The sequence below is a fragment of the Albibacillus kandeliae genome, from assembly GCF_003116585.1.
GTDB lineage: Bacteria > Pseudomonadota > Alphaproteobacteria > Rhodobacterales > Rhodobacteraceae > Albibacillus > Albibacillus kandeliae.
In genome coordinates this window covers 178,360-204,417 of sequence record NZ_QEHM01000009.1, presented here as the reverse complement: position 1 = coordinate 204,417, position 26,058 = coordinate 178,360, and the positions used below count along the sequence as shown (strand labels likewise).

At 65.8% G+C, this 26,058-nt stretch carries 25 protein-coding genes; 17 read left to right on the top strand and 8 right to left on the bottom strand.

The features are described 5' to 3' along the window. Positions 1-81: 81 nt before the first annotated feature. The 9 genes from DDT93_RS20610 (at position 82) to DDT93_RS20570 (ending at position 8,334) form a co-directional block, all read left to right on the top strand. Entirely contained in the window at positions 82-645 is a 564-nt protein-coding gene (locus DDT93_RS20610) for a NifU family protein (protein ID WP_109467777.1), read from the top strand. Further along, positions 635-1,207, top strand: a complete 573-nt coding sequence (gene tsaB, locus DDT93_RS20605) for a tRNA (adenosine(37)-N6)-threonylcarbamoyltransferase complex dimerization subunit type 1 TsaB (RefSeq protein WP_109467776.1) — start codon at positions 635-637, stop codon at positions 1,205-1,207. Before DDT93_RS20610 ends, tsaB begins: the two co-directional genes overlap by 11 nt. A 14-nt stretch (positions 1,208-1,221) precedes the next feature. Next, positions 1,222-1,626 (top strand): GNAT family N-acetyltransferase, encoded by a 405-nt coding sequence (locus DDT93_RS20600; RefSeq protein ID WP_232825520.1) that lies wholly within the window; start codon positions 1,222-1,224, stop codon positions 1,624-1,626. A 152-nt stretch (positions 1,627-1,778) separates the two neighbouring features. Continuing rightward, positions 1,779-2,780: a BMP family lipoprotein gene (locus DDT93_RS20595; RefSeq protein WP_109467774.1), complete on the top strand. Its 1,002-nt coding sequence runs from the start codon at positions 1,779-1,781 to the stop codon at positions 2,778-2,780. Positions 2,781-2,782: 2 nt separating this feature from the next. Beyond that, complete coding sequence (locus DDT93_RS20590; protein WP_109467773.1) at positions 2,783-4,348, top strand: ABC transporter ATP-binding protein; 1,566 nt, start codon at positions 2,783-2,785, stop codon at positions 4,346-4,348. Positions 4,349-4,451: 103 nt separating this feature from the next. After that, complete coding sequence (locus DDT93_RS20585; RefSeq protein ID WP_109467772.1) at positions 4,452-5,540, top strand: ABC transporter permease; 1,089 nt, start codon at positions 4,452-4,454, stop codon at positions 5,538-5,540. Positions 5,541-5,544: 4 nt separating this feature from the next. Further along, positions 5,545-6,510: an ABC transporter permease gene (locus DDT93_RS20580; protein ID WP_109467771.1), complete on the top strand. Its 966-nt coding sequence runs from the start codon at positions 5,545-5,547 to the stop codon at positions 6,508-6,510. 126 nt (positions 6,511-6,636) lie between these two features. Next, positions 6,637-7,569 (top strand): sulfite exporter TauE/SafE family protein, encoded by a 933-nt coding sequence (locus DDT93_RS20575; protein WP_109467770.1) that lies wholly within the window; start codon positions 6,637-6,639, stop codon positions 7,567-7,569. A 3-nt stretch (positions 7,570-7,572) separates the two neighbouring features. Next, complete coding sequence (locus tag DDT93_RS20570) at positions 7,573-8,334, top strand: TIGR02186 family protein (RefSeq protein ID WP_109467769.1); 762 nt, start codon at positions 7,573-7,575, stop codon at positions 8,332-8,334. Between the two features lie 17 nt (positions 8,335-8,351). Here DDT93_RS20570 and DDT93_RS20565 read toward each other — a convergent pair whose 3' ends face one another. From DDT93_RS20565 to DDT93_RS20535, 6 genes are all read right to left on the bottom strand, one after another. Further along, positions 8,352-9,080, bottom strand: a complete 729-nt coding sequence (locus tag DDT93_RS20565) for an SDR family oxidoreductase (RefSeq protein WP_109467768.1) — start codon at positions 9,078-9,080, stop codon at positions 8,352-8,354. Continuing rightward, positions 9,077-10,603, bottom strand: a complete 1,527-nt coding sequence (locus DDT93_RS20560) for an ATP-dependent DNA helicase (protein ID WP_109467767.1) — start codon at positions 10,601-10,603, stop codon at positions 9,077-9,079. The genes DDT93_RS20565 and DDT93_RS20560 overlap by 4 nt, the downstream gene beginning before the upstream one ends. 46 nt (positions 10,604-10,649) lie before the next feature. Beyond that, positions 10,650-11,264 (bottom strand): acyl-homoserine-lactone synthase, encoded by a 615-nt coding sequence (locus DDT93_RS20555; protein WP_109467766.1) that lies wholly within the window; start codon positions 11,262-11,264, stop codon positions 10,650-10,652. An 85-nt stretch (positions 11,265-11,349) separates the two neighbouring features. Then, a complete protein-coding gene (locus tag DDT93_RS20550) occupies positions 11,350-12,069 on the bottom strand; it encodes a helix-turn-helix transcriptional regulator (protein ID WP_109467765.1) in 720 nt (239 codons plus the stop codon). Between the two features lie 362 nt (positions 12,070-12,431). After that, the gene (gene ccrA, locus DDT93_RS20540) at positions 12,432-13,718 is read right to left on the bottom strand and encodes a crotonyl-CoA carboxylase/reductase (protein ID WP_109467763.1); all 1,287 of its coding nucleotides are present in this window, start codon (positions 13,716-13,718) and stop codon (positions 12,432-12,434) included. Positions 13,719-13,829: 111 nt separating this feature from the next. Further along, a complete protein-coding gene (locus DDT93_RS20535; protein WP_109467893.1) occupies positions 13,830-15,245 on the bottom strand; it encodes a 1-acyl-sn-glycerol-3-phosphate acyltransferase in 1,416 nt (471 codons plus the stop codon). On the opposite strand from DDT93_RS20535, the gene DDT93_RS20530 reads away from it, so the two are divergent. The 3 genes from DDT93_RS20530 (at position 15,133) to deoD (ending at position 18,526) form a co-directional block, all read left to right on the top strand. Continuing rightward, on the top strand, positions 15,133-17,379 hold the full coding sequence (locus tag DDT93_RS20530) for a protein meaA (protein ID WP_332872708.1): 2,247 nt from the start codon (positions 15,133-15,135) through the stop codon (positions 17,377-17,379). The genes DDT93_RS20535 and DDT93_RS20530 overlap by 113 nt on opposite strands. Before the next feature lie 100 nt (positions 17,380-17,479). Continuing rightward, positions 17,480-17,806, top strand: coding sequence for an H-NS histone family protein (locus DDT93_RS20525; protein WP_109467761.1), 327 nt, complete (start codon positions 17,480-17,482; stop codon positions 17,804-17,806). Between the two features lie 15 nt (positions 17,807-17,821). Next, entirely contained in the window at positions 17,822-18,526 is a 705-nt protein-coding gene (deoD, locus tag DDT93_RS20520) for a purine-nucleoside phosphorylase (RefSeq protein WP_109467760.1), read from the top strand. A gap of 108 nt (positions 18,527-18,634) precedes the next feature. Here the strand turns inward: deoD and DDT93_RS20515 are convergent, their stop codons facing one another. Further along, entirely contained in the window at positions 18,635-19,483 is an 849-nt protein-coding gene (locus tag DDT93_RS20515; protein WP_109467759.1) for an urea carboxylase-associated family protein, read from the bottom strand. Between the two features lie 45 nt (positions 19,484-19,528). Further along, the gene (locus DDT93_RS20510) at positions 19,529-20,254 is read right to left on the bottom strand and encodes a LuxR family transcriptional regulator (protein ID WP_109467758.1); all 726 of its coding nucleotides are present in this window, start codon (positions 20,252-20,254) and stop codon (positions 19,529-19,531) included. A 157-nt stretch (positions 20,255-20,411) separates the two neighbouring features. On the opposite strand from DDT93_RS20510, the gene DDT93_RS20505 reads away from it, so the two are divergent. From DDT93_RS20505 to DDT93_RS20485, 5 genes are all read left to right on the top strand, one after another. Next, positions 20,412-21,650, top strand: coding sequence for an ABC transporter substrate-binding protein (locus DDT93_RS20505; RefSeq protein WP_109467757.1), 1,239 nt, complete (start codon positions 20,412-20,414; stop codon positions 21,648-21,650). A 65-nt stretch (positions 21,651-21,715) separates the two neighbouring features. Next, on the top strand, positions 21,716-22,450 hold the full coding sequence (locus DDT93_RS20500) for an ABC transporter ATP-binding protein (RefSeq protein ID WP_109467756.1): 735 nt from the start codon (positions 21,716-21,718) through the stop codon (positions 22,448-22,450). After that, positions 22,447-23,226 (top strand): ABC transporter ATP-binding protein, encoded by a 780-nt coding sequence (locus DDT93_RS20495; protein ID WP_109467755.1) that lies wholly within the window; start codon positions 22,447-22,449, stop codon positions 23,224-23,226. Before DDT93_RS20500 ends, DDT93_RS20495 begins: the two co-directional genes overlap by 4 nt. After that, complete coding sequence (locus DDT93_RS20490; RefSeq protein WP_109467754.1) at positions 23,226-24,113, top strand: branched-chain amino acid ABC transporter permease; 888 nt, start codon at positions 23,226-23,228, stop codon at positions 24,111-24,113. Before DDT93_RS20495 ends, DDT93_RS20490 begins: the two co-directional genes overlap by 1 nt. Then, entirely contained in the window at positions 24,113-26,011 is a 1,899-nt protein-coding gene (locus tag DDT93_RS20485) for an alpha/beta fold hydrolase (RefSeq protein ID WP_109467753.1), read from the top strand. The genes DDT93_RS20490 and DDT93_RS20485 overlap by 1 nt, the downstream gene beginning before the upstream one ends. Positions 26,012-26,058 lie beyond the last annotated feature (47 nt).

Genomic DNA, 26,058 nt, shown 5'->3' with positions numbered 1-26,058 from the left:
GCCATTAGAACGGTTCTAAACCTTGACGCTCTCCCGGGGGAGGCGCATATAGGGATGACCCTTACGAAAGGTGCATGTCAGATGTTTATCCAGACCGAATCGACCCCGAACCCGGCGACGCTCAAGTTCCTGCCCGGCCAGACCGTTCTGGACGCAGGCACCGCCGATTTCCCCACCGCCGAAGCCGCAGGCAAGTCGCCGCTGGCCTCGCGCATCTTCGCCGTCGACGGCGTCGAGGGCGTGTTCTTCGGCAATGACTTCGTGACCGTGACCAAGTCCGAGAGCGTTGACTGGGATCACATCAAGCCCGCCATCCTCGGCGCGGTGATGGAACACTACCAGTCCGGAGCCCCGGTGATGGACGAGGGCCAGGGCACCGCCTCGGGCCATGCCGAGCACACCGGCGAAGACGCCGAGATCGTCGGCCAGATCAAGGAACTGCTGGACACCCGCGTTCGTCCGGCCGTGGCGCAGGATGGTGGCGACATCACCTTCCACGGGTTCGAGCGTGGCGTTGTCTACCTGCACATGCAGGGGGCCTGCGCCGGTTGCCCGTCGTCGACCCTGACGCTGAAGATGGGTATCGAGAACCTGCTGCGCCACTACATTCCCGAGGTGACCGAGGTTCGGCCCGTTGCCGTCTGACCCAGTCGTCCTGAGTTTCGACACATCGGCCGCGCATTGCGCGGCCGCTTTGCTGTCGGGCGACCGCATTCTTGCTTCGCGGGCCGAGGAGATGGGCCGCGGGCAGGCCGAGCGGCTGGTGCCGCTGCTGGAGGAGCTGCTGGCCGAGGCCGGTCTGGGCTGGGACGACCTCGCACGAATCGGAGTCGGGATCGGGCCGGGCAACTTTACCGGCATCCGCATCTCGGTGGCCGCCGCACGCGGACTTGGCCTTGCGCTGGGGATCCCGGTGATCGGTGTCTCGACCTTTGACGCCATCGCGGTGGACGCCCCCGGCCGGGCGGCAGCCGTCCCTGCCCCCCGCGACCAGGTCTACCTGAAGCCCGTGGGCGGATCGCCCGACCTCGTGGCGGTGGAACTGGCGGCGGATGCCGCCTTTCCCCCTGCCCCTGCTACGCTGACCGAGGCCATCGCGCGCCATGCCGCGACAGCGGCAGCGGGTGGACCGCCCCCCGCCCCTCTCTACATCCGGCCCGCCGACGCCGCGCCCTCGCGCGATGCGCCTCCGGTCATCCTCGACTGATGCGCCCCGAGGAGATGGCCGCACTGCATCGCATGGCCTTTGCCTATCCCCGTCCGTGGCGCGCGGAAGAGTTCACTGACCTGCTCGCCCAGCCGGGCACCTTTGCCATTGGCGACTCGGCCTCCTTTGCGCTGGTGCGGGTGCTGTTCGACGAGGCCGAACTGCTGACCATCGCCACCGATCCCGACCGGCGCCGGGAGGGGCTGGCGCGCGCCCGGATGGATGCCTGGCAGGGCCGGGCCCGCGAGATGGGCGCGCAGCGCGCCTTTCTCGAGGTGGCCGCCGACAACGAGGCCGCCATCGCCCTCTATTCGGGCATGGGCTACCAGCGGGCCGGTCTGCGTCGCGGCTATTATCAGGTGCCGGGCAAGTCCGCCGTCGACGCGGTGATCATGACGCGCGACCTGACCCAGCGGTAAACGCCTAATCCCGCCTCCTGCCAGCAAAAAGCGGTTGACCCCCTGCACGGGCTACGGCCTTAATCATTGTATTGCGGCCCTTGGGCACGCTGAAACGGGCGGACGACAAAGATCGCCGAGCCCCAAACAAACAAGAACCGGGAGACCTGAATATGACCCTTATGAAATCCTTGCTCGGGGCCGCAGCCAGCCTTGCCCTCACCGCGGGCGCGGCACTGGCGGAACCGGCTCTGATCTTCGACCTGGGCGGCAAGTTCGACAAGTCGTTCAACGAGGCCGCGTTCAACGGAGCCGAGCGCTGGGCCAAGGAAACCGGCGGCAGCTTCCTCGAGGTCGAACTGCAATCCGAAGCCCAGCGCGAACAGGCGCTGCGCCGCTTTGCCGAGGCCGGCGCCAACCCGGTGATCACCACCGGCTTTGCCTTTGCCGATCCGGTGAACGCCGTCGCGGGCGACTATCCCGACACCAAGTTCGTCAACATCGACGGCTGGCTGCCCGAGATCCCCGAGAACGTGCTGCTGATCAGCTTCCAGGAACACCAGGGCTCCTACCTTGTCGGCATGCTGGCCGCGATGGCCTCCAAGACAGGCACCATCGGTTTCGTCGGTGGCATGGACATCCCGCTGATCCGTCACTTTGGCTGCGGCTACGCCCAAGGCGCCAAGGCCGTGAACCCCGACATCAAGATCGTCGCCAACATGACCGGCACCACCCCGGCCGCGTGGAACGACCCGGTGAAGGGCAGCGAACTGACCAAGGCGCAGATCAGCCAGGGTGCGGACGTGGTCTATGCCGCGGCGGGCGGTACCGGCGTGGGCGTGCTGCAGACCGCGGCTGACGAAGGCATCTACTCGATCGGCGTCGACTCGAACCAGAACTACCTGCACCCGGGCTCGGTCCTGACCTCGATGCTCAAGCGCGTTGACGTGGCCGTGTACGAGACCATGAAATCCGGCACTGACGTGGGCACCGGTTCCGAGGTGCTGGGCCTCGCCGAAGACGGCGTCGGCTATGCGCTGGACGAGAACAACGAGAAGCTGATCACCCCCGAGATGAAGGAGAAGGTCGACCAGGCCCGCCAGGACATCATCGACGGCAAGATCAACGTGGTCAGCTATTACGAGAACGACAGCTGCCCGGCTCTGAGCTTCTGAGCATGACGGCCAAAGCAAACACGGAACGGCGGGACCCCGCCGTTCCGGCAATCGAACTGAAGGGCATCTCGAAGTCCTTCGGGCCCGTGCAGGCGAACAAGGACATCTCGATCCGCGTGATGCCCGGCACCATCCACGGGATCATCGGCGAGAACGGCGCGGGCAAGTCCACGCTCATGAGCATCCTTTACGGCTTCTACCGGGCCGACAAGGGCGAGATATTCATCAACGGCCAGAAGACCGAGATCCCCGACAGCCAGGCGGCGATCGCGGCGGGCATCGGCATGGTGTTCCAGCACTTCAAGCTGGTCGAGAACTTTACCGTGCTGGAGAACATCATCCTTGGTGCGGAAGACGGCGGGCTGCTGGGCCCCTCGCTCTCGAAGGCGCGCAAGAGCCTGATCGAGCTTGAGAAGGAATACGGGCTGAAGGTCGACCCCGACGCGGTGATCGAAGAGATCGGCGTGGGCAAGCAGCAGCGCGTGGAGATCCTCAAGGCGCTGTACCGGCAGGCCGAAATCCTGATCCTCGATGAGCCCACCGGGGTGCTGACCCCGGCAGAGGCCGACCAGCTGTTCCGCATCCTCGGGCGGCTGCGCGAAGAGGGCAAGACGATCATCCTGATCACCCACAAGCTGCGCGAGATCATGGAGATCACCGACACCGTCAGCGTGATGCGGCGCGGCGAGATGACGGCGACGGTCAAGACATCTGAAACCAACCCCGAGCAGCTCGCCGAGCTGATGGTGGGGCGCAAGGTTCTGCTGCGCGTCGACAAGCAGCCCGCGAAGGTGGGCAAGCCGATCCTCGAGATCGAGAACCTGCGCGTGATCGACGAGACCGGGGTCGAGCGGGTCAAGGGCATCGACCTGACCGTGCGGGCGGGTGAGATCCTCGGCATCGCCGGGGTCGCGGGCAATGGCCAGTCGGAACTGCTGGAGGTGCTGGGCGGGATGCGCCCGGCCACCGGCACCATCCGGATCAACGGGCAGCCCCTGATCCTTGAAGGCACCGGGTCGGACGGCCAGTCGCGCCGGGCGCAGGGCATTGCCCACGTGCCGGAGGACCGGCAGCGCGAAGGGCTGATCATGGACTTCCACGCGTGGGAGAACGTGGCCTTTGGCTATCATCACGACGCCAAGTACCAGGCCAACGGGCTGTTCATGAACAACGCCGCCCTGCGTGCCGACACCGAGGCGAAGATGAAGAAGTTCGACGTGCGCCCGCCCGACCCGTGGCTGGCGGCCAAGAACTTCTCGGGCGGCAACCAGCAGAAGATCGTGGTCGCGCGCGAGATCGAGCGCAACCCGGACCTGCTGCTGGTCGGTCAGCCGACGCGCGGCGTGGACATCGGCGCCATCGAGTTCATCCACAACGAGATCGTGGCGCTGCGCGACGAGGGCAAGGCGATTTTGCTGGTCTCGGTCGAACTGGACGAGATCTTCTCGCTCGCCGACCGGATCGCGGTCATGTTCGACGGCCAGATCATGGGCGAGCGGATGCCCGACGCGACCGATGAGAAAGAGCTTGGCCTGCTGATGGCAGGGGTCGCGGGAGAGGCCGCATGAACGCCAGCCTTCGCCCCCGGATGCCAGGAGCTGTCGAAAGCTCCCGGCCAAAGAGTAGCAATTTTTGTGTCCGTCCCTCGGGATGGGCCGCGGAGGCTTGCGCATGGACGTGATGCCGAAATGGGCCGAGGTTATCCTCGTCCCGCTGATTTCGCTGGTGCTGGCCGCGATCCTCTCGGCCGTGGTGATCCTCGGCATCGGCGAGGACCCGATCGCCGCGGTGGAGATCATGGTCAACGGGGCCCTCGGCTCGACCTATGGCTGGGGCTACACGCTCTATTACGCCACCAACTTCATCTTCACCGGGCTGGCGGTGGCCGTGGCCTTCCACGCCCGCATGTTCAACATCGGCGGTGAAGGTCAGGGGATGCTGGGCGGCCTCGGGGTCGCGCTGGTCTGTCTCTACGTGCCGTGGCCGCACTGGACCATCGCGCTGGTCGCGGCCTGTGCCGGGGCGGCGCTCTTCGGGGCGGCCTGGGCGGCGATCCCGGCCTACCTGCAGGCCAAGCGCGGCAGCCATATCGTGATCACCACCATCATGTTCAACTTCATCGCCGCGGCGGTGCTGAACTACGTGCTGGTGAATCTGATGCGCCCTGCCGGGTCGATGGATCCGGCGACCGAGCGCTTTCCGGCGGCGGTTCACCTGCCGACGCTGCACGAGCTGCTGCTACCGCTGGGCATCAACTTTTCCAAGTCGGCCCCGGCCAACGTGACCCTGCTGGTTGCGGTGCTGGCCTGCGTCGCCGTCTGGGCGCTGATCTGGCGGACGCGCCTCGGCTTTGGCCTGCGCGCCTATGGCCATTCGGAGACCGGGGCGCTTTATGCCGGGATCTCGCCGGTCCGGATCATCATGATCTCGATGCTGATCTCGGGCGGGCTGGCGGGCCTGATGGCGGTGAACAGCACGATGGGCGAGGCCGAGCGGCTGGTTCTGAACGCCACCGAAGGCGCGGGCTTCATCGGGATCGCCGTAGCGCTGATGGGCCGCAGCCATCCGTTCGGCGTGTTCCTTGCCGCGATCCTGTTCGGATTTCTCTACCAGGGCGGGGCCGAGCTGGCGCTCTGGACCAAGATTCCCCGCGAGCTGATCGTGGTGATTCAGGCGCTGGTGATCCTGTTCACCGGGGCGCTGGACAACATGGTGCGGATGCCGCTGGAACGGCTGTTCCTGAGGATGCGGAAAGGCTGACGACATGGATTTCCTGACCATCATCCAGGTGCTGGATTCGACGATCCGCCTGTCGACGCCGCTGTTGCTGGCCTGCCTTGCCGGCCTGTTCTCGGAACGCGCCGGGATCTTCGACATCGGGCTGGAAGGCAAGATGCTGGCCGCCGCCTTCTTCTCGGCCGCCATCGCCGCCGTGACCGGTTCGGTCTGGCTGGGGCTGCTGGCGGGCACCGTTGCCTCGCTGGTGCTGTCGGGGCTGCACGGGCTTGCTTCGATCACCTTCCGGGGCAACCAGCTGATCTCGGGCGTGGCGATCAACTTCCTTGCCGCCGGGATGACCGTGCTGGTGGCGCAGGACTGGTTCCAGCAGGGCGGGCGTACCCCCTCGCTGATCGGGGGCGGGCGCTTCAGCCCGTTGACCCTGCCCTTTGCCGAGGCGCTGCGCGACGTGCCGCTGCTGGGGCCGATCTACTACGAGCTGATCTCGGGCCATTCGATCCTCGTCTATGTCGCCTTCCTCTGCGTTCCGGCCACCTGGTGGGTCCTTTACCGCACGCGGTTCGGTCTGCGGCTGCGGGCGGTGGGCGAGAACCCCGCTGCGGTCGACACCGCCGGGGTCTCGGTCGTCGGGATGCGCTATGCCGCCGTTGCCATCTGCGGGCTGCTCTGCGGCATCGCGGGCGCCTACCTTGCCACCGCGCTGCAGGCGGGTTTCGTCAAGGACATGACCGCCGGGCGCGGATACATCGCGCTGGCCGCGCTGATCTTTGCCAAGTGGCGCCCGTGGCAGTCGATGGGGGCCTGCCTGCTCTTCGGTCTGCTGCAGGCCGTGGCCCTGCGCTACCAGAACATCCAGCTTGGCGACTTCGTGATCCCGGTGCAGGTGATGGACGCCCTGCCCTACATCCTGACCGTGGTGATTCTCGCAGGTTTCGTCGGCAAGGCCATCCCGCCGCGCGCGGGGGGCGAACCCTACGTCAAGGAACGCTGACACAGAGGGGCCCCGGCGTGCGCCGCCGGGCCCGATAAGTCCAGTTTCCTGCGACCTGTCGGACCTCCCGGCAGATTTTGCAGGCGCAGCATTGATTTCGGTGGAGCAGAGCGACTAGGAACAGCCATGCAAATCTACCTCCCCATCGCCGAGGTCTCGGTCAATGCGTTTCTCCTCCTGGGACTGGGGGGGCTGGTAGGCGTCCTCTCGGGCATGTTCGGGGTGGGAGGCGGGTTCCTGATCACCCCGCTGCTGTTCTTCATCGGCATTCCGCCTGCGGTCGCCGTGGCCACCTCGGCCAACCAGATCGTCGCCTCTTCGATCTCGGGCGTGCTGGCGCATTTCCGACGGCGCACGGTGGACCTGAAGATGGGATGCGTGACACTGGTGGGCGGCCTGATGGGCGCCGCGCTGGGGGTCGTGGTCTTCAACTACCTCAAATCGCTCGGACAGGTCGATCTGCTGGTCCGGCTCTGCTATGTCGTCTTCCTCGGCATCGTCGGCGGGCTGATGTTCATCGAGAGCGCCAATGCGATCCGCCGCAGCCGCCAGGCCGCCAAGGCCGGGCGCAGCGCTCCGGTGAAGCGGAACAAGCACAACTGGGTCCATGCCCTGCCCTTCAAGATGCGTTTTCGGACCTCGGGGCTCTACATCTCGGTCATTCCTCCGATCTTCGTCGGCTTCGCCGTCGGCATCCTCTCGGCGGTGATGGGGGTTGGCGGGGGCTTCATCATGGTGCCGGCGATGATCTACCTGCTGCACATGCCCACCAAGGTCGTGATCGGCACCTCGCTGTTCCAGATCATCTTTGTCGCGGGTTTCACCACCTTCCTGCACGCCACCACCAACTACACCGTCGACGTGGTGCTGGCCCTGCTGCTGCTGATCGGCGGCGTGATCGGGGCCCAGTTCGGCACCCAGATCGGCACCCGGATGAAGGCCGAGCAGCTGCGGATCCTGCTGGCGCTGCTGGTTGTCATGGTCTGCGTCAAGCTGGGGCTTGAACTGGTGCTGCATCCGAGCGAGCTCTACACGCTCGCTCCGGTCGGCGAGGGCTGAGCGATGCGCCTGCTGCTGGTTCTCCTGCTGACCCTCCTCCCCGCCCTCGGCCAGGCCGAGGAAGTGGTGTTGGGCCTGTCGCGCAACAACGTGGCGATCACCGCGAACTTCGACGGCTCCGAGCTGCTGATCTTTGGCGCCGTCAAGCGTGAGGAACCAATCCGGCAGGACCTGCCGCTGGAGGTGATCATCACCGTGACCGGCCCCTCCACCGCCGTCACCGTGCGCCGCAAGGAGCGGACCTTCGGGATCTGGGTGAACCGCGATTCCGTCGACGTGGACGTGGCGCCGAGCTTTTATGCCGTGGCCACCACCGGGCCGATGACGGATGTGCTGAAGGACATCGAGGACCTGCGCTACAAGATCTCGATCAACCGCGCGATCCGTTCGGTCGGCGCGCCGTCGAACATCCTCGACGCCGAGCGGTTCACCGATGCGCTGATCCGGATCCGTCAGCACCGGGGCCTTTACCTAGAGGACGAGGGCGGTGTGGAACTGGACGAGCAGACCCTGTTCCGCACCTCGCTGCGGCTGCCCGCGAACCTGACCGAGGGGCGTTACAAGACGCGCATCTTTCTGACCCGGGGCGGCGACGTGATCTCGAACTACGAGACGGAGATCGAGGTGCGCAAGGTCGGGCTGGAGCGCTTGCTCTACTCGCTGTCGCGCAATCAGCCGATGCTTTACGGGCTGATGTCGCTGGCCATCGCCGTTGCGGCGGGCTGGGGCGCCTCGGAGGCGTTCAGGTTGTTGCGCAACTCGTAGGTCGGCGCGGGCGGTCCTCAGCCCCGGCCGATGTAGGGCATCTTGGTGGCCATCACGGTCATGAACTGCACGTTGGCCGAGAGCGGCATCGAGGCCATGTGCAGCACCGAGCGCGCCGCCTCCATCACGTCCATCGTCTGCGGCACCTCGCCCCCTTCCGCTTCGGCCCGCTGTTTCAGCCCGGTGACCATCGGCGTCTCGGCGTTGCCGATGTCGATCTGGCCGCAGGCGATGTCGAAGGGGCGTCCGTCGAGCGAGAGGGTGCGGGTCAGCCCGGTCACCGCGTGCTTGGTCGCCGTGTAGGTGACCGAACCGGGGCGCGGCACATGGGCCGAGATCGAGCCGTTGTTGATGATCCGCCCGCCCTGCGGGCTCTGCGCGCGCATTGCGGCGAAGGCACAGCGCGCGGCAAGGAACATGCCGGTGAGGTTCACCGCCACGGCATCGTGCCAGTCCTGCAGCGGGATCTCGTCGATGGTGCCCTGCGGGGTGAAGATACCGGCGTTGTTGAACAGCACGTCGAGATGCCCGGCCTGCCCCGTGAAGGTGGCAAAGGCCGCCTCGACCGCCGCCGCGTCGGTCACGTCGGCGGGCAGGACGACGGCGTTGGGGCTGGTTGCCGCGATCTCTTGCAGCTTGTCCGCCGAGCGCGCCAGAAGACCGACGCGCCATCCCTCCGACAGGAACAGTTCGGCGGTGGCGCGGCCGATGCCGGAACTGGCACCGGTGATCAGGATCGACTTCATAGCTCCTCGCTTTCCAGCTTGAGCGCCACGGCGGGCGCCTTGAGATCGTCGGTGCGCAACCCGTACGAGGGCTTGGACAGCCGGGCCCGCACCACCCAGATCAGCCGTTCCTGCGCGCGGGTGATGGCGACGTAGGCCAGCCGTTTCCACAGCGGCTGCCCTGCCTCGACACGCCCCATGCGGGCCGCGGTGTAGAGGTCGGGCGCAAAGACCTGCACCGTGTCCCATTGCGACCCCTGCGCCTTGTGGATGGTACAGGCCGCGCCGTGCAGGAAGGTGGCACCCATGCGCGCGGCGAAGGGAATGAAGGGTTCTTCCTCGTCCGGCTTCTCGATCTTGACTATGGAGGCGGCGCTGACCTGCGGGTCCTCGGCGCCCATCACGTGCAGCTTGGAAAACCCGGGCTTGCGGCCGGGCCCGAGGTAGATCACCTGCGCGCCCTTGATCAGCCCGCGCGCTTCGAGGTCCAGCCGTTTCTTGCGGTGCTTCAGCGGCAGTTCCAGCCCGTCGCAGATCAGCGGCTCGCCGGCCAGCAGTTCGTCCTCGGGCGCGCCGTAGACCGCGCGGAAGGCGTTGATCAGGCGGATGCGGGTGGCGTTGCGCCAGACCAGGACCGGGCTGCGCGCCATCAGGTCGACCTCGACCCGTTGGCCCCAGACCACGCGGTCATCGCGCTTGGCGGTCTCCTCCACCATGCGTTCGAAATCGTGGAACTCGAGCGCCGGATCGGCCAGAGCATGGGCGAGGTCGAGGATCGGGTTGTCGGCCTCTTGCCGGTGGATGCGGTGCAGCACCAGCTTGCGCGGTTCCGGCAGCGAGTCGAAGACCATCGCGCCGGACTGGTTCACCGGGGCGAGCTGGGCCGGATCGCCGAACAGCAGGAGGTTCGGGAAGATTTCCTTCAGGTCGTCGAACTGGCGGTCGTCGAGCATCGAGGCTTCGTCGACGAAGCCGATGTCGAGCGGTTCTTCCCGCCGTTTCCAGCCGGTGATGAAATCCGAGCCGCGCAGACCGGCAGCGGCGAGTGCGCCGGGGATCGACTTGTTGTTGGCGTAGAACGCCTCGGCCCGCTCGAGCGCGGTCTCGCTCAGCCCCTCGATCTCGGGCTTGTCGCCCTCCCCCGCCAACCATTCGGCGATGCGCTCGTAATCCGGGTCGTAGACCGGGGTGTAGAGGATGCGGTGGATCGTGGTTGCGGGCACGCCGCGCAGGCGCAGGACGCTGGCGGCCTTGTTGGTCGGGGCGAGGATGGCGAGCGTGCGTTTCTCGCGCGCCTTGCGGCTTTCGTAGTCGCCCGACACCACTTCGACGCCGGCGTTCTGCAGCGCCTTGTAGAGCTCGGCCAGCAGCAGGGTCTTGCCCGAGCCGGCCTTGCCGATCACGGCCATGACGCCGCTTTCCTTGCCGCGCGGCGGCACCAGCAGGCTGTCGTCTAGATCGACGCCCGCGGCGCGCAGCATCTCGGTGATGCTGTCATAGGCGCTGGCCTGATCCTCGGAAAATTGGAGCGAAGGGGCGGTCATGGCGCGACCATAGAGAGGCGGCGCAGCCTTGCCCAGACATGAAGCGTCAGGCAGCGCGGCCGAAGGCGCGGCGGAACCAGTGACGCGCCATGACGGGCGACAACCCAGCGCGGCGCGCCACCCGCAGGCGCGCGTCCTCGGTGAAGGACCAGAGGCCGAGGCTGATCCGGTTCCGCCCCTCCCCGTCCGATCCGAGGATGCGGGGCGTGGCGCCGATGGCGCGGTAGATGCGTTCCATCCGGGCGTCGAAGACCCCGGCGAACTGCGCGACGCCAAAGCCGGTCATCAGCTCGCCACCGCCCAGCATGAGCGCGGCGGCGACCCTTGGTCCAGCGGCAGGCGCAAGACAGAAGCGGGTGCATTCCCAGACCGATGGGTCGCAGAGCGGGCGGCCTCCGGTCAGCGCGGGAAAGTGGTCGTTCACCATGATCGGGCCGGTCGTCGGCAGGAACCGCATGGAGCCCCCGTGCCCGCCCCCGGACGTCTGCCAGATCACGTAGAGCGTGGTGGCGTGATCGTATTCGTCCCACTCCTCGCCCGCGTCGTTCACCCGCACCTCCCATCCCAGCCGGTTGCGGAACTGGTCGGCCCGGTCCCGGAACATGGTACGGGCGAGTTTCGGATGGCGGTGCAGGGCATCGCCGTGGAGATAACGGAGCATGGAGAGGTCCCGGCCAATAGGAGAGCGGCCGTTCTAGCATCGGCGCGGTTAACCGGCTGTCGACGGGGCGCGCGCCCGGTGCGGTTCAGACCACGATCAGACCGAAGTTGATGGCCCGCGCCACCGCGTGGGTGGTGTTCTGCGCGCCGAGCTTGAAGCGCGCGCTTTCGATGTAGGCCCGCAGCGTGTGTTCCGAGATCGACAGGGTGCTGGCCACCTGAGCGCGGCTGTAGCCCATCGCCAGCAGGGTCATCGCGTCGATCTCGCGCGGGGAGAGAGAGCGGACCTGTTCCGGCCGGCGGCCCGGTTCGAATTCCAGCGCCTTGCGGTTCAGGTAGTGGGCCATCAGCAGCAGGTCGCGGCTGTTGATCTCGATGAACTCGGCCCATGTCGCGTCGTCGCAGTTGTGGCTGGCGGTGAACAGGGCGAACTGCCCGCTGGGGCCGCGGATGGGGATCGAATAGCCCTGGTTCCCGACCCCGTATTGCTGGGCATCGGCAAAGAACTCGCGCGCGGCGCGGCCCGACCAGTCGAGCCGTTTCCAGTCGATCGGGTGAAAGCGCTGGTAGCAGCCGATCACCACCGGATCGACCCGGAGGTAATTCATGTCGACATAGCGCTGGATCCAGTCGAGCGAGTAGCTGCCGCAGCCGTATTGCTCGCCTGCGCAGTCGACCCAGTGATAGACGATGTGATCCACGCCGAACACGTGGCGGCTCCGCACGATTGTCTTTTGCAGGCCTTCAAGGGTGGTGGTCGCCTCCAGCTCGGCGAGCAGCTTGTTCAGCTTGTCCTTCGTCACCATCGTAGTGCGCGTACGCCTCGTTTGCCCTGGACGATAACTCGGCCGCGGCGACCAGCGTGGTATCATCCAGCTGCTCGGCCAGCGCGTTCAGAGCGTTCGCGCGTGCAAAGGTCCTGAGGTCGGCGAGTACGTCCAGTATCCAGTCATTCTGTGTCATCACAGTCGCCTTGGACAAGTTAACAAACGGTAAAGAGGAGACTAGCGCGTTTCCCGGCGTGGCGAAATTCGCCAGTTTCTCCTCCACAGAAATAGCGGGGCGGGCCCCCGGCAACCCCTTGGAGGCAATGACGGCGCGCGGAAACGAAAAGACCCGCGCCCCAGTTGCCTGAGTCGCGGGCCCGGTGGTTTCAGCGGTCGTTCGGTCACGACCGCGCGTCGAGCACTTCTTCCAGCGTGCGCAGGCCGGTCTTGGGCGACTGCACCAGAACCGACATGTTGCCCGGCTTGTGCTCGTTGCGCATCATCTTCATGTGCGCCTGCGGCAGGTCGGCCCAGGAGAAGACCTCGGACATGCAGGGATCAAGGCGACGCTCGACCATCAGCTGGTTGGCGGCGCTGGCCTGCTTGAGGTGGGCAAAGTGGCTGCCCTGCAGGCGCTTCTGGTGCATCCACATGTAACGCACGTCGAAGGTCAGGTTGAAGCCGGAGGTGCCGGCGCAGATCACGACCATGCCGCCCTTCTTCACCACGAAGACCGAGACCGGGAAGGTCGCCTCGCCCGGGTGCTCGAACACCATGTCGACGTTCTTGCCCTTGCCGGTGATGTCCCAGATGGCCTTGCCGAACTTGCGCGCCTCGGCGAACCACTCGGCGTATTCCGGGGTGCCGACCGTGGGCAGCTGGCCCCAGCAGTTGAAGTCCCTGCGGTTGATGACGCCCTTGGCCCCGATGTCCATCACGAACTGGCGCTTGGATTCATCCGAAATCACCCCGATGGCATTGGCGCCCGCGGTGTTGATCAGCTGGATCGCGTAGGAGCCGAGGCCGCCCGAGGCGCCCCAGACCAGAACGTTCTGGCCGGGCTTGAGGTCGTGCGGTTCGTGGCCGAAGAGCATCCGGTAGGCGGTGGCGAGCGTCAGGGTGTAGCAGGCGCTCTCTTCCCAGGTCAGGTGCTTGGGGCGCGGCATCAGCTGCTGGGCCTGAACGCGGGTGAACTGGGCAAAGGAGCCGTCCGGCGTCTCGTAGCCCCAGATCCGCTGGCTCGGTGAATACATCGGGTCGCCGCCGTTGCATTCCTCGTCGTCGCCATCGTCCTGATTGCAGTGGATCACAACCTCGTCGCCGACCTTCCAGCGCTTCACCTTGTCACCAACCGCCCAGACGATGCCCGAGGCGTCGGAACCGGCGATGTGATAGGGCTGCTTGTGGCCGTCAAAGGGGCTGATCGGCTTGCCAAGCGCGGCCCAGACACCGTTGTAGTTGATCCCGGCGGCCATCACGAGAACCAGCACGTCCTGGCTGTCGAGCTGGGGAACGTCCACCACCTCTTGCAGCATCGCCGAGTCCGGCTCGCCGTGGCGCTCCTTGCGGATAGCCCATGCGTACATCTGTTTCGGGACATAGCCGAGCGGCGGGATCTCTCCCATCTCGTAGAGATCCTTCTCGGGCGCATCGTAGGGCGCGATGTCGACGTTGGTGTCCAAAGCCATGCCGGCCTCCTCTTGAGCTCGCCATGCCGCGACGCGGAATCGCGGCGTTCTCAGGAGGGGATATTGCTGACCGAGTAATAATGCAATGCCTCTTGGCGGTATTTTGTAATTTTATGACCCTGCGGATGCAGAAATTTCCTTCGCAGATGCAGAAACAATCGTTTCCTCGTCAGAAAACAGGTGCCGGATGGAGTTCGCGTAGAAGCGCAGGATTTCGATCTGTTCCGGCACGGGTTCGTAGACCTCGCCCGCTTCGCGGATCACCCGGCGGCGGGTCAGTTGCAGCAGGCCGGTCTCGGCCGCGAGCCCGCGATTCTCTCGCGGCAGGTGGATATGGGCGGAGGGCAGCGCCTCCATGATCCGCGCGAGGCCCAGTTCGATCTCGACCCGGGTGAGCGGACCCTTTTCCAGCAGCAGCCAGCAGATCATGGGAACCGGCAGAACCGGCACCACCTCGCCTATGCGGCGCATCAGGTCGTCGGCCAGCGCCTCGGTCACGTCCTCTCCCCCAGCGGAGTCGAGGAACCTGGCGAGCGACACCGGCGAGCCGAAGCTGACGGCGGCATGGCCGAAGCGGTGGTAGCGCCCGGTCATGCGGAGCCACAGCAGGCGCAGCGCGTTCCGCATCACCACGCCGATCCCCGCGTTGAACCTATGCCCCTCGCGGTTGGCGGCGGCGATCAGGTTGCGGTCTTCGAGAACCCGGTCGTAGTTCAGCGCGACCGGAACGAAGACGACGTCGCGTCCGCCGGCATGGTAGCCGTCGATCACGTACTTCAGCAGGCCGAGGCGCGGTGGCGTCAGCGCCCCGGTGCGCGAGAGCCCGCCCTCGGGGAAGATCGCCTGCGTGACCCCTGCCCCGGTTGCCATCTGGACATAGCGCGAGAGAACCTTGCGATAGAGTTCGTTGCGCGACTTGCGCCGGATGAAGTAGGCGCCCATCGCGCGGATCAGCCAGCTGAGCGGCCAGACCTGGGCCCATTCCCCGACCGCGTAGGACAGGGCCGAACGCTCCGCCGCGATATAGGTGACCAGCACGTAGTCCATGTTCGAGCGGTGGTTCATCACGAAGACCACGGTCGCCCTAGGGTCGATCCGCCCGATCCCCTCGGCGTCGTAGTGCCCGAGCCGGACGAGGTAGAGCGCGTTGCCGAGCCAGCGCGCGGCGCGGATCGCGAAGCCGAAATAGGCCGTGGCCGAGAAGGAGGGCACGATCTCGCGGGCGTAGCGCCGCGCCAGTTCGGCTGCCACGTTCTCGGGCACGCCCTCGGAGGCGGCGTAGTCGGTGACCGCCTTCAGCACTTCGGGGTCGTAGATAAGGCGCTGGATGGTGTCGTAGCGGCGGGCGAGCTTGAACGGCTGGATCGGGCGCTCGAGCCTTTCGTTAAGGCGGGCCACTGCACGTTCGAGCCGGATGCGGAAGAACCAGCGCACCGAGGGGAAGAGGAAATGCGATGCGAAAGTGACCGCTGCGAAGAGCAGGATCAACAGAAATAGCCAGAGCGGCAGTTCCACAGTCGAAGTCATGGAGGATTTGTTGCAGGCAACACCACCGCAGGTAAACATCTATCGGTGTTTCACAGTTCGCGGGCGCAACCTGATGCCGCGCCGCAGCGAATTGACACGGGCTGATAATTTCTGTTTAGAAGCACTCAGCGCAAGATTATTACCCACACGATTCACGAGGTATCCAATGACGCAGACCCAGAAAGACCGCCCCTGGCTGATCCGCACCTATGCGGGCCATTCCACGGCCAAGGCATCGAATGCGCTCTACCGTGGCAACCTCGCGAAAGGGCAGACCGGCCTCTCGGTCGCCTTCGACCTGCCCACGCAGACGGGATACGACAGCGACCACGTGCTCGCCCGGGGCGAAGTGGGTAAGGTCGGCGTGCCGGTGGCGCACCTTGGCGACATGCGGACGCTGTTCGACCAGATCCCGCTGGAACAGATGAACACCTCGATGACGATCAACGCGACGGCGCCCTGGCTGCTGGCGCTCTACATCGCGGTGGCCGAGGAACAGGGCGCCGATATCTCGAAGCTGCAGGGCACCGTGCAGAACGACATCATCAAGGAATACCTGTCGCGCGGCACTTACATCTGTCCGCCGAAGCCCTCGCTGAAGCTGATCACCGACGTTGCGGCCTATTGCTATCTCAATGTGCCGAAATGGAACCCGATGAACGTGTGTTCCTATCACCTTCAGGAAGCCGGGGCGACGCCGGAACAGGAATTGGCCTTTGCGCTCGCCACCGCACAGGCGGTTCTGGACGAATTGCGGGGCAAGGTTCCGGACGAGGATTTCCCGCTGCTGGTGAGCCGTATCTCGTTCTTCGTGAACGCCGGCATCCGGTTTGTCACCGAGATGTGCAAGATGCGCGCCTTCGTCGATCTGTGGGACGAGATCTGTGCGACGCGATATGGCGTCAGTGATGCCAAGTTCCGGCGCTTCCGTTACGGGGTTCAGGTCAATTCACTTGGGTTGACCGAGCAACAGCCGGAAAACAACGTCTATCGCATCCTGATTGAAATGCTGGCCGTCACACTCTCGAAAAAGGCACGCGCCCGGGCCGTCCAGCTGCCCGCCTGGAACGAGGCGCTGGGCCTGCCGCGCCCCTGGGACCAGCAGTGGTCCATGAGAATGCAGCAGATACTTGCCTACGAAACTGATCTTTTGGAGTATGGCGATCTGTTCGACAATAACCCGGTCGTTGACGCGAAGGTCGAGGAATTGAAGAAAGGCGCCCGCGCCGAATTAGATAACCTGGAAAGTATGGGCGGCGCGATCTCTGCAATCGAATACATGAAATCGCGACTGGTTGAATCCAACTCGGATAGGTTGAACCGCATCGAGGGCGGGGAAACCGTGGTGGTCGGAGTTAATAAATTCACGACCACCGAACCCTCCCCGCTGATGAGCGAAGACGGCGGCATCATGGTCGTCGACCCGGCAGTGGAACAGGATCAGATCGACCGTCTGAACGCCTGGCGCGCGGGGCGCGATGCCGCCGCCGTCGAGGCCGCGCTGGCCGCGCTGCGCGAGGCGGCGCAGACCGGGAAAAACGTTATGGAGCCTTCGATTGTCGCTGCAAAAGCGGGGGTCACCACCGGCGAGTGGGCGGAAGAGATGCGCCGGGTGTTCGGCACCTATCGCGGGCCGACCGGGGTCTCGGGGTCGCCCTCGAACCAGACCGAGGGGCTGGACGACATTCGCGACGCGGTGAATGCCGCCAGCGATGCTCTCGGGCGGCGGCTGAAATTCCTTGTCGGGAAACCCGGGCTCGACGGGCATTCCAACGGCGCCGAGCAAATTGCGGTCCGCGCCCGGGATTGCGGAATGGATATTTCTTATAACGGCATCCGAATGACACCAGAAGAAATCGTGATGTCGGCGAAAGAAGAAAACGCCCACGTGGTCGGACTTTCGATTCTTTCCGGCAGCCACATTCCACTTGTCAAGGAGGTCATGGAACGGCTCGCGGCCGAGGGGCTGGTTCACATTCCCGTGGTCGTAGGCGGAATTATTCCGACGGAGGACTGCCGGGAATTGATCGCCATGGGAGTTGCGAAAGTCTATACGCCAAAGGATTTCGAGCTGAATTCCATCATGCGCGATATCGTTTCCCTTGCAAACCCGCCACAGGTGGCTGCCCAGTAGAGAATATTTTTCCGTTGCGACCCTTTTCTGGCTAATGTCACTATTGTAGCAGAGCTGACGCTAAATAGCGACAGACAGCCAAGGATACGGGAAACAAAGCATGGCAGTAGATCTCAAGACCATGTCGCGCAGCGAGTTGCTGGAGCTGCGCGACGAAGTGGACAAGGAAATCGTGCAAGCCGCGGAACGCGAGCGCACGAGCGCCCTCAAAGCAGCCGAAGATGCCGCGGCAAAGTACGGCTTCTCGCTTGATGAACTGACCGGGGAGGGGCGAAAACGCAAGATGCGGGGAAAGCGCTCTAAGTCTGAAGCGAAATACCGCAATCCCGAGAACCCCATTCAGACCTGGTCGGGTCTCGGTCGGAAACCCCAGTGGTATCATGACGCGATGGCCAAGGGCATGTTGCCGGAACAGCTCGAGCTCTGAGAACGACACCGCGACATGACAGTCCATATCGGCGCAAAGCCGGGCGATATCGCCGAAACCGTTCTGCTTCCCGGCGATCCTTATCGCGCCCGGTGGGCGGCTGAAACCTTCCTGACGGACGTGCGCCTGGTGAACGAGGTGCGCGGCATGCTGGGCTTCACCGGCACGTGGAAGGGGAACCGGGTCACCATCCAGGGCAGCGGCATGGGAATGCCTTCGCTCTCGATCTACGTGAACGAGCTGATCCGCGACTACGACGCCAAGACGCTGATCCGGATCGGGTCGTGCGGCGGGATGCAGGATGCGGTCAAGGTGCGGGACGTGATCCTCGCGATGACGGCGACCACCATGAGCACGCCCTCGCTCGGCATCTTTCGGGAACTCAATTTCGCCCCCTCCGCCGACTGGTCGCTGCTGCGCGCCGCCGCCGCCGCCGCCGAGGCCAGGGGCACCCCGACGCATGTGGGGGGGATCTATTCGTCCGATACCTTCTATGACGAACGGCCGGATCTGAACACCGAGATGACCCGCCACGGCATCCTCGGGGTCGAGATGGAAGCGGCCGAGCTCTACATCCTCGCCGCGCGCTACCGGCGGCGGGCGCTGGCGGTGCTGACCGTGTCGGACCACCTGCTGACCGGCGAGGCGCTGCCTTCGGACCAGCGCGAGACCAGCTTCGGCGACATGGTCGAGATCGCGCTGGAGGCGGCGTTCGCCTGAGCCATCCCCGCTTGCGGAGAGACTGAAGACCGGACCGCCACGGCGAGACGGTCGACGCGGGGGGCGCTGCCCCCCGCACCCCCCGGGATACTTGCAACCCAAAGAAGGTCAGCCGCGCCCGTGGCTCCGGTCATAGCTATTGACGGGCGGCGAGGCCCAGTCCCCGAGCGCGCCCGGCGCAGGCGCGAAGATTTCCACCAGCATCGGATAGCAGGCCGCGGTGTCGCTTGAATGTTCGGCGCTGCAATCGCCGCCAGGACAGGCGCTGAGCGCGCCGATGAGGTCGATCTCGGCGAAGAACTCGAGGTAGTCGCCGGGGCGGACCGGGCTGGCCTTCATGAAATACTGACCGGTGTCCCGGGTGAAGCCGGTGCACATGAAGACGTTCAGCACGTCGTGCACGTGGAGTTCTGCCGCCGCGAGGCCGAGGCCCGTGTGGTCGGCCAGGGCGCGCGTGAGGTTCGAATGACAGCAGTGGTGGTACTGCGTGCCCGAGAGCAGCGCGCCGGTATAGGGATCGCAGCGGGTGCCGATCACGTCGTGGACCGAGCCGCCGTCATCGTCGAAACCGTACCAGCCGAGGGTATCCTCGGTGATCGTGGCCATCGGCCGGAGGCTCGGGAAGCTCGACCACATGCGGTCGCCGGTGACGAGGTGGGTGCCGTGCAGGGCGCGGGTCTTGCCGGAGTAGAAGCGCTCGGACAGGTCGTCGCGGTTCCAGAGATTGAGGTCGCCGACCTGCGGGCCCTCGACCGAGGTGATGCGGAAGAACTGCCCGGCGGGCACCTCGAAACAGGCGGCGTCGCGCGGCGGGACCAGCACCTCGCCGGTCTTGATCGCGCCCGCCCGGGCCTGACGGTAGAGCGCGAGGTCGGGACGCGGCAGGGTGTCGTCGGGATAGGCGATCACCGGGCGGACGGCCCGGCGCAGGGCGGCATCAGGAGGAGCGTCAGTCATGGGGTCAGCCTGCAGGGAAAGGTCCGGCGCCGCAAGGTCGCGGGATCAGATATAGCGCAGTTTCAGCGCGGTGAGCGCGGCGTGGTGACGGTTGCGGGCGCGCAGTTTCCGGGTCGCGTTGCCGAGGTGGTAGTTCACCGCCGAGGTGGTGATGAACATGCGCTCCGCCACCTCCTCGCTGGTGCAGCCCTCGGCGACCCAGATCAGTGCCTCGCGCTCGCGGGGGGAGAGCGGGTTGCCCTCGGGCTCGGGCGCCGCCTCGGTCGCGGCGTAGCCGTCAGCGATCTGGTGGGCGGCGACGAGCAGCTGCGGGCCGCGTTCGTTCAGCACGTCGAGCAGCACGTCCTCCTCGTCGCTGGTGTAGGTGACGAGGCCGACGGTGCCGTCGACCGCCCGCATCGGGAAGGAGGCGCCGCAGCGGACCTCGAACTCGCGAGCTTCCATGAAGAAGTGATACTGCCGCTTGCCGAGCCGTCGCAGGAAGGAATCCGAGCCCCAGATGATCGGAGTCGTTTCGGAGCGCGAGAGCTGGACCAGCGGGTCGAGCTGGTCGTAGCGGCGCTCGCGGTAGCGGTCGGCCCAGGCGTCCTTGTAGTTGGTCTTGAGCTCGATGGTCGGGTTCACCGCCTTGTCGAGGCCGCGGCGGGTGACGGCGAAACTGAAGTATTTCAACCCGTTGCGGTGCAGGAAGCCTTCGACGTCGGACATGGCCACGCCCGGGACGCCGCCCTGCGTCCGTGCCGAAAAGTCCAGTTCCCCCAGTGCCGCCATATCCGTTGACCCGACCGTCGCCACCGCCGCACGCCCGTCCGGCGCGGCGGTTCCGGCAGATATCTAACGCCTCGCGTGAATTTTTTGCAACATCTGCTAGTACCGCCGCCCCCGGCCGACCGCGATAATCCCTCCCATAAAACCTGGGAGTTGCAAGATGCTGAAAAAACTATCGACCCGGATCGGCGCCGCTTCGGCCGCCCTGATCCTCGGGGCCGGTCTTGTGCAGGCGGAGGTCGTGAAGATCGGCGTCCTGGCACCGCTGACCGGCGCCACCGCCTCGGACGGAGAGGAATTCCTGCGCGGCGTGCAATGGGCCGTGGAAGAGGCCAATGCCAAGGGCGGCGTGGCCGGCTACACCTTTGAAGTCGAAGTGGCCGACGTGAAGGACCACTCGGCCGCCAACGTGTCGAGCGCCGTGGAGCGGCTGCTGGGTACCGACGGGGTCGAGGTGATCCTGACCGGCTATGCGAGCCTCTCGATGTTCGAGGTCGACCTGATGGCCGAGGCGAACATGCCCTACATGGCCGCAGGCCCCTCGCCCGCCTTCGCGGCGATCGTCAGCCAGGACCCGGACTACTACAACTGCTGCTGGTCCTACACCGCCGACTTCAAGGGCTACGAGACCGACGTGCTGCCGATGGTCGAGAGCCTCGAAGCCGCGGGCAAGGTGGACCTGTCGGGCAAGAAGATCGCCATGATCTCGTCGGACAACCCCTATTCCAAGACGATCTCGGAAGGCATGAAGGCGAGCTTTGCCGCCGGCGGCTGGGACATCGTGGTGGACGAGATGGTGCCCTTTGGCGAGGTCAGCGACTGGAAGGTGATCCTGGCCAAGGTGGCCGAGACCCAGCCGGACCTGGTGGTGAACACCGACTATATCCCCGGCAACTCGGCCCTGTTCCTGAAGCAGTTCCTCGAAGCGCCGACCAACAGCCTCGTGTTCCTGCAGTACGCCCCCTCGGTGCCCGAGTTCGTCGACCTGACCGGCGCGCAGTCGACCGGCGTGCTCTACAACCTGATCGGCGGGCCGCTCGACACCGACAAGTGGCCGCGCGGGCAGGAGCTGATGCAGGCCTATCGTGACAAGTTCGACATGGAGTCCGGTGCCTACGGGGTCGGCCTCTACGAGATGGCGAACATGTACTTCAAGGCGCTGGAAGAGGTCGGTGATCCGACCGATCACGACGCCATCGGCAAGGCCATCGGTGCGAGCACCGCGGAGACCGTCGCCGGGGTGGTCGAGTTCACACCGGAAACCCACGTGGCCAAGGCCGGGAACGACTACATGCCGGTGACCTTCTGGCAGCTGCGCGATGGCGCCCGGATCATGGTCGGGCCCGAGAAATACGCCACCGGCGCGTTCCAGACCCCGCCCTGGATGAGCGCGAAGTAAACCAACCCTCCCCCGCCGCGCCCGTATTAAGACGGTGCGCGGCGGGGCCAAGCTGCGAGCCCCGCATGGCAGACCCCCTCCTCTCCGTCCGCGAGATCACCAAGCGGTTCGGCGGCCTGACCGCCGTCGACCATGTCAGTTTCGATGTCGAGGCCGGCCAGATCTTTGGCGTGGCCGGACCGAACGGCAGCGGCAAGAGCACGCTGTTCAACATCATCACCAAGGTGCCCTTTGCCGCCACCGGCGGCACCGTGCAGCTGGAGGGCCGCCCGATGCAGGGGCTCTCGCCGCATGGCATCGCCCTTGCTGGGATCGCACGCACCTTTCAGCGCGAGAACGTGTTCAGCAATCTCAGCGCCATCGACAACATTCTCGTGGCTGTCGAGAGCCGCAGCCCGCGCCTTGCCTTCGACCAGCAGGTCGGGGATGCCGAGGCGATGCTGGACCTCGTCGGCTTCCCGGCGACGATGCACAACCTCTCTGCCGGGGCGCTGCCGGTGTTCTATCGCAAGCAGCTGATGATCGCGAGCGCCCTGGCGCTGAAGCCCCGTGTCCTGCTGATGGACGAACCGGCCTCGAGCCTGACCGGGCCCGAGATCGACCGGATGAAGCAGATCATCCTCTCGGTGCGCGGCGCCGGGGTGACCATCGTCCTGATCGAACACGTGCTGGCGCTGTTGATGGACGTGTCGGACCGGCTGATGGTGCTGGACCAGGGCCGGATGATCGCCAACGGGATACCGCAGGAGGTCATCGCGGACCCGGTGGTGACCGAAGCCTACCTGGGGGTGCAGGCATGAGCGAGGTGATGCTGGATGTCCGGGATCTCTCGGGCGGATACGAGCCGGTGCAGATCTTCCAGCACGTGGACCTGCAGGTCTCGGCGGCGGAGAGCATCGGCATCTTCGGGCCCAACGGGCATGGCAAGACGACGCTGCTGCGCACCCTGAGCGGGCTGATCGACCCGTGGCAGGGCGACATCTTCTTCGACGGCGAGCGGATGAACCGCGAGGGCCGGCGCGGCAGCCGGAAGTGGCGGAACTTCAACTACGACGCGGTGACCCGGCGGCGGATGGACCCCAAGAAGGTCGCGCGCGCGGGGCTGATCCACGTTCAGCAGGGCAACCTGCTGTTTCCCGAGCTCACGGTGACCGAAACGCTGTCGATCGCGGTCAGCGCGGCCTCGGGCCGCCGCGGCTGGAGCGTGGCCGAGGTGCAGCAGCTGTTCCCGCGGGTGGCCGAGCGCCGGGATCACAAGATACGTTTCCTGTCGGGGGGCGAACGGCAGATGGTCTCGATCGCCGCCGGGCTGATCGCGGCGCCCCGGATGCTGATCCTCGACGAACCCACGCTGGGGTTGTCGCCGAAGATCCGGCAGGAGCTCTGCGGCGCGATCCTGGAGATCCGCAAGACCGGGCTGCCGATCATCCTGATCGACCAGGACGTCGCCTTCCTCGAACAGATCATCGACACCCTTTACCTTTTCGACCACGGGCGCATCTCGGGCCGCATGTCGCGCGACGAGATGCCGGACCACGAGACCCTGATGGTCATGCTCTTCGGAGAGCGGCACTGATGGACCCGATCACACTCATCTCGATCATCAAGGGCGGACTGATCCTCGGCGCCCTCTACGCCCTGATGGCGACCGGCCTTTCGCTGGTCTGGACCACCCTCGGCATCTTCAACTTCGCCCACGGCGCCTTCATCGCGCTGGGGGCCTATGTCGCCTGGCAGTTCTCCAGCGCGGACGCCCTCGGCTGGCCGATGCTGCCCGCCGTGCTGCTGACCTGCGCGGTGATGTTCCTCGTGGGCGTCATCCTGCACTTCCTGCTGGTCAAACCCTTCGAGCGGCGCAGCGACGTGGTGCTGATCGCGGTGATCACCACGCTGGCGGGCTCCACCATCCTCGAGAACGGTCTGCTGCTGATCTGGGGGCCCCGGTCCAAGCAGATCGAGCCGCTGACCCGTGGCGAGGTCGACCTTGCCGGGCTGCACCTGACCACGGCCGAGATCCTCCTGCTGGTGCTCGTGCTGGCGATCCTGCTGGGGATCGGGATGTTCCTGCGCTACTCGCGGCCCGGACGCTCGATGCGGGCGGTCAGCCAGAACCGCGAGGCCGCGCAGTTGCTCGGGCTCGACGTGCCCAAGCTCTACGCCATCGCCTTTGGCCTGTCGGCGCTGACCGCCGGGCTGGCCGGCATCTTCCTCGGGACCATCCGCTTCATGCACCCGGCGATGGGGTCCGAGCCGCTGATGAAGGCGCTGGTGGTGGTGATCTTCGGTGGCGTGGCGCGGTTTTCGAGCCCGATCTACGCGGCCTTCATCATTGGACTGCTCGAAGCCTTTTCGACCTACATCTTCGGCGTCTACTGGGCGCCCGCCGTTCTCTTCGTCACCATGATCGTGGTGCTGCTGGTCAAGCCCGAGGGGCTGTTCGGCAAGTATCAAAGGACCCTCTGATGCGTTACGACCCTCCCCTCCAGAAGACCCAGGGTCTGTGGCCGCTGCTGCTCGCGGTCGTGGCGCTGGTCGCCTATCCCTTCGTGTTCGAGGCGACCTACTTCCGGCACGTGATGATCCTGGCCTTCGTCTTTGCCATCGTGGCCACCAGCTGGGATTTCTCGCTGGGCTTTGGTGGGCTGTTCAACTTCGCCCATGTCGCGCTGTTTGCGGTGGGCATCTACACCTATGCCATCCTGGCCAAGACGCTTGGCGTCTCACCCTGGCTCGCCATTCTGGCGGGCGGCTTCACTTCGGCCTTCGTGGCGCTGCTGATCTCGATCCCGGTGCTGCGGCTTGACGGGATCTACGTGATCCTCGTGACCATCGCCTTCTCGCAACTGCTTTACCTGATCGTGATCTCGGCCTCTTCGGTGACCGGGGGCACCAGCGGCATGGTCACCCTGCCGACGCTGACGATCAACGGCTACCGGCTCTCCGGCGACGGGCGGATCGGCTACTACTTTGTCGGGCTGGGGCTGCTGGCGGCGAACATCCTGTTCCTCTACCTCGTCACCCGCTCGCGGTTGGGGCGTGCCACCGTGGCGCTGAAGGACAACAAGTATTACGCCATTGCGCGCGGGATTTCCGAGGCGCGGACCCGGGCGCTGACGCTGATGGCAAGCGCCGTCTTCACCGGGCTGGCCGGGGCCTTCTACGCGGCCTACCTGCGGGTCGCCTCGCCCGATGCCTTCGGCATGGGTTTCCTGACCCTGCTGCTCTCGATCCTGCTGATGGGCGGTGCCGGGACCATCTGGGGCCCGGTGATCGCCGCCTTCGGCATCTCGGTGATCTCGGAATGGCTCTCGGGCTTTGGCGCATGGCAGAACATCGTCATCTCGGTCGCCATCATCCTTGTGGTGGTGCTTTATCCCGGCGGGCTCTGGGCCGCGATCCAGGAGATCCGCGAGGCGGTGGACAATGTGCGGACCGGCACTCTGGCGCGGCTGCGCCGCAACCGGGGCCGGGCCGAGCGCGAGGCGCTGACGGGGGCGACGGAGCGGATGATCCGCACCCGCTTTGCCGAGATCGCGGTGGCCGACACCGGCGAGGCGGAGAAGCCCGCGCTGCTGTTCTGCCACGGCAACTCGGCCTGCAAGGAGGCCTTCTACAAGCAGTTCCGCAGCATGTCGGACACCCATCGCGTGATCGCCTTCGACCTGCCGGGGCACGGCGTGTCGGGCAATGGCGACCCGGAGACCACCTACAACGTTGCCGCCTATGCCGAGATCGCCGAGGCGGTGCTGGCCGACTGCGGTGTCGACAAGGTCGCCGTCTTCGGCTGGTCGCTGGGCGGTTACGTGGCGCTGGAACTGGCGGCGCGCGGCAATGTCGAGGTGACGGCGCTCGCCATTGCGGGGACGCCGCCGCTGGCCGTGGTGCCGGAGGACTTCGGCAACGGCTACAACCCGGACTCGCACCTCGTGCTGGCGGGCAAGCAGTACTTCTCGCGTCAGGAGGCGCGCGACTACGGCAACAGCGCCACCGCGCCGATCTCGGCCGACAGCGCCTTCATGCACCGCAACCTGCCGCGCACCGACGGGCGCGCCCGCGTCTACATGATGACCAAGATCTCGATCATCGACTGGCCGCGGCAGATGCGGATGCTGGCCGAGGGGCGCATTCCCTTCGCGATCCTGAACGGCAGCGACGATCCGTTCCTGAACCACGGCTATATCGCTCGGCTGAACTACGGCAGCATCTGGCGGGGCGCGCCGCAGGACATCATGGGCGGGCGGCATGCGCCGTTCTTCAACAAGCCCGACGCATTCGACCTCGCCTTCTATGCCTTCCTGAGGGACGCCGAGAGCGGCTCTGACGCCACCTTTCGGCCGTCCCGCATGGCAGCCACGGCCTGATCCCCTCGGCCGTGACGCCCCCTGACCACCGGACCGGACTGCACCCC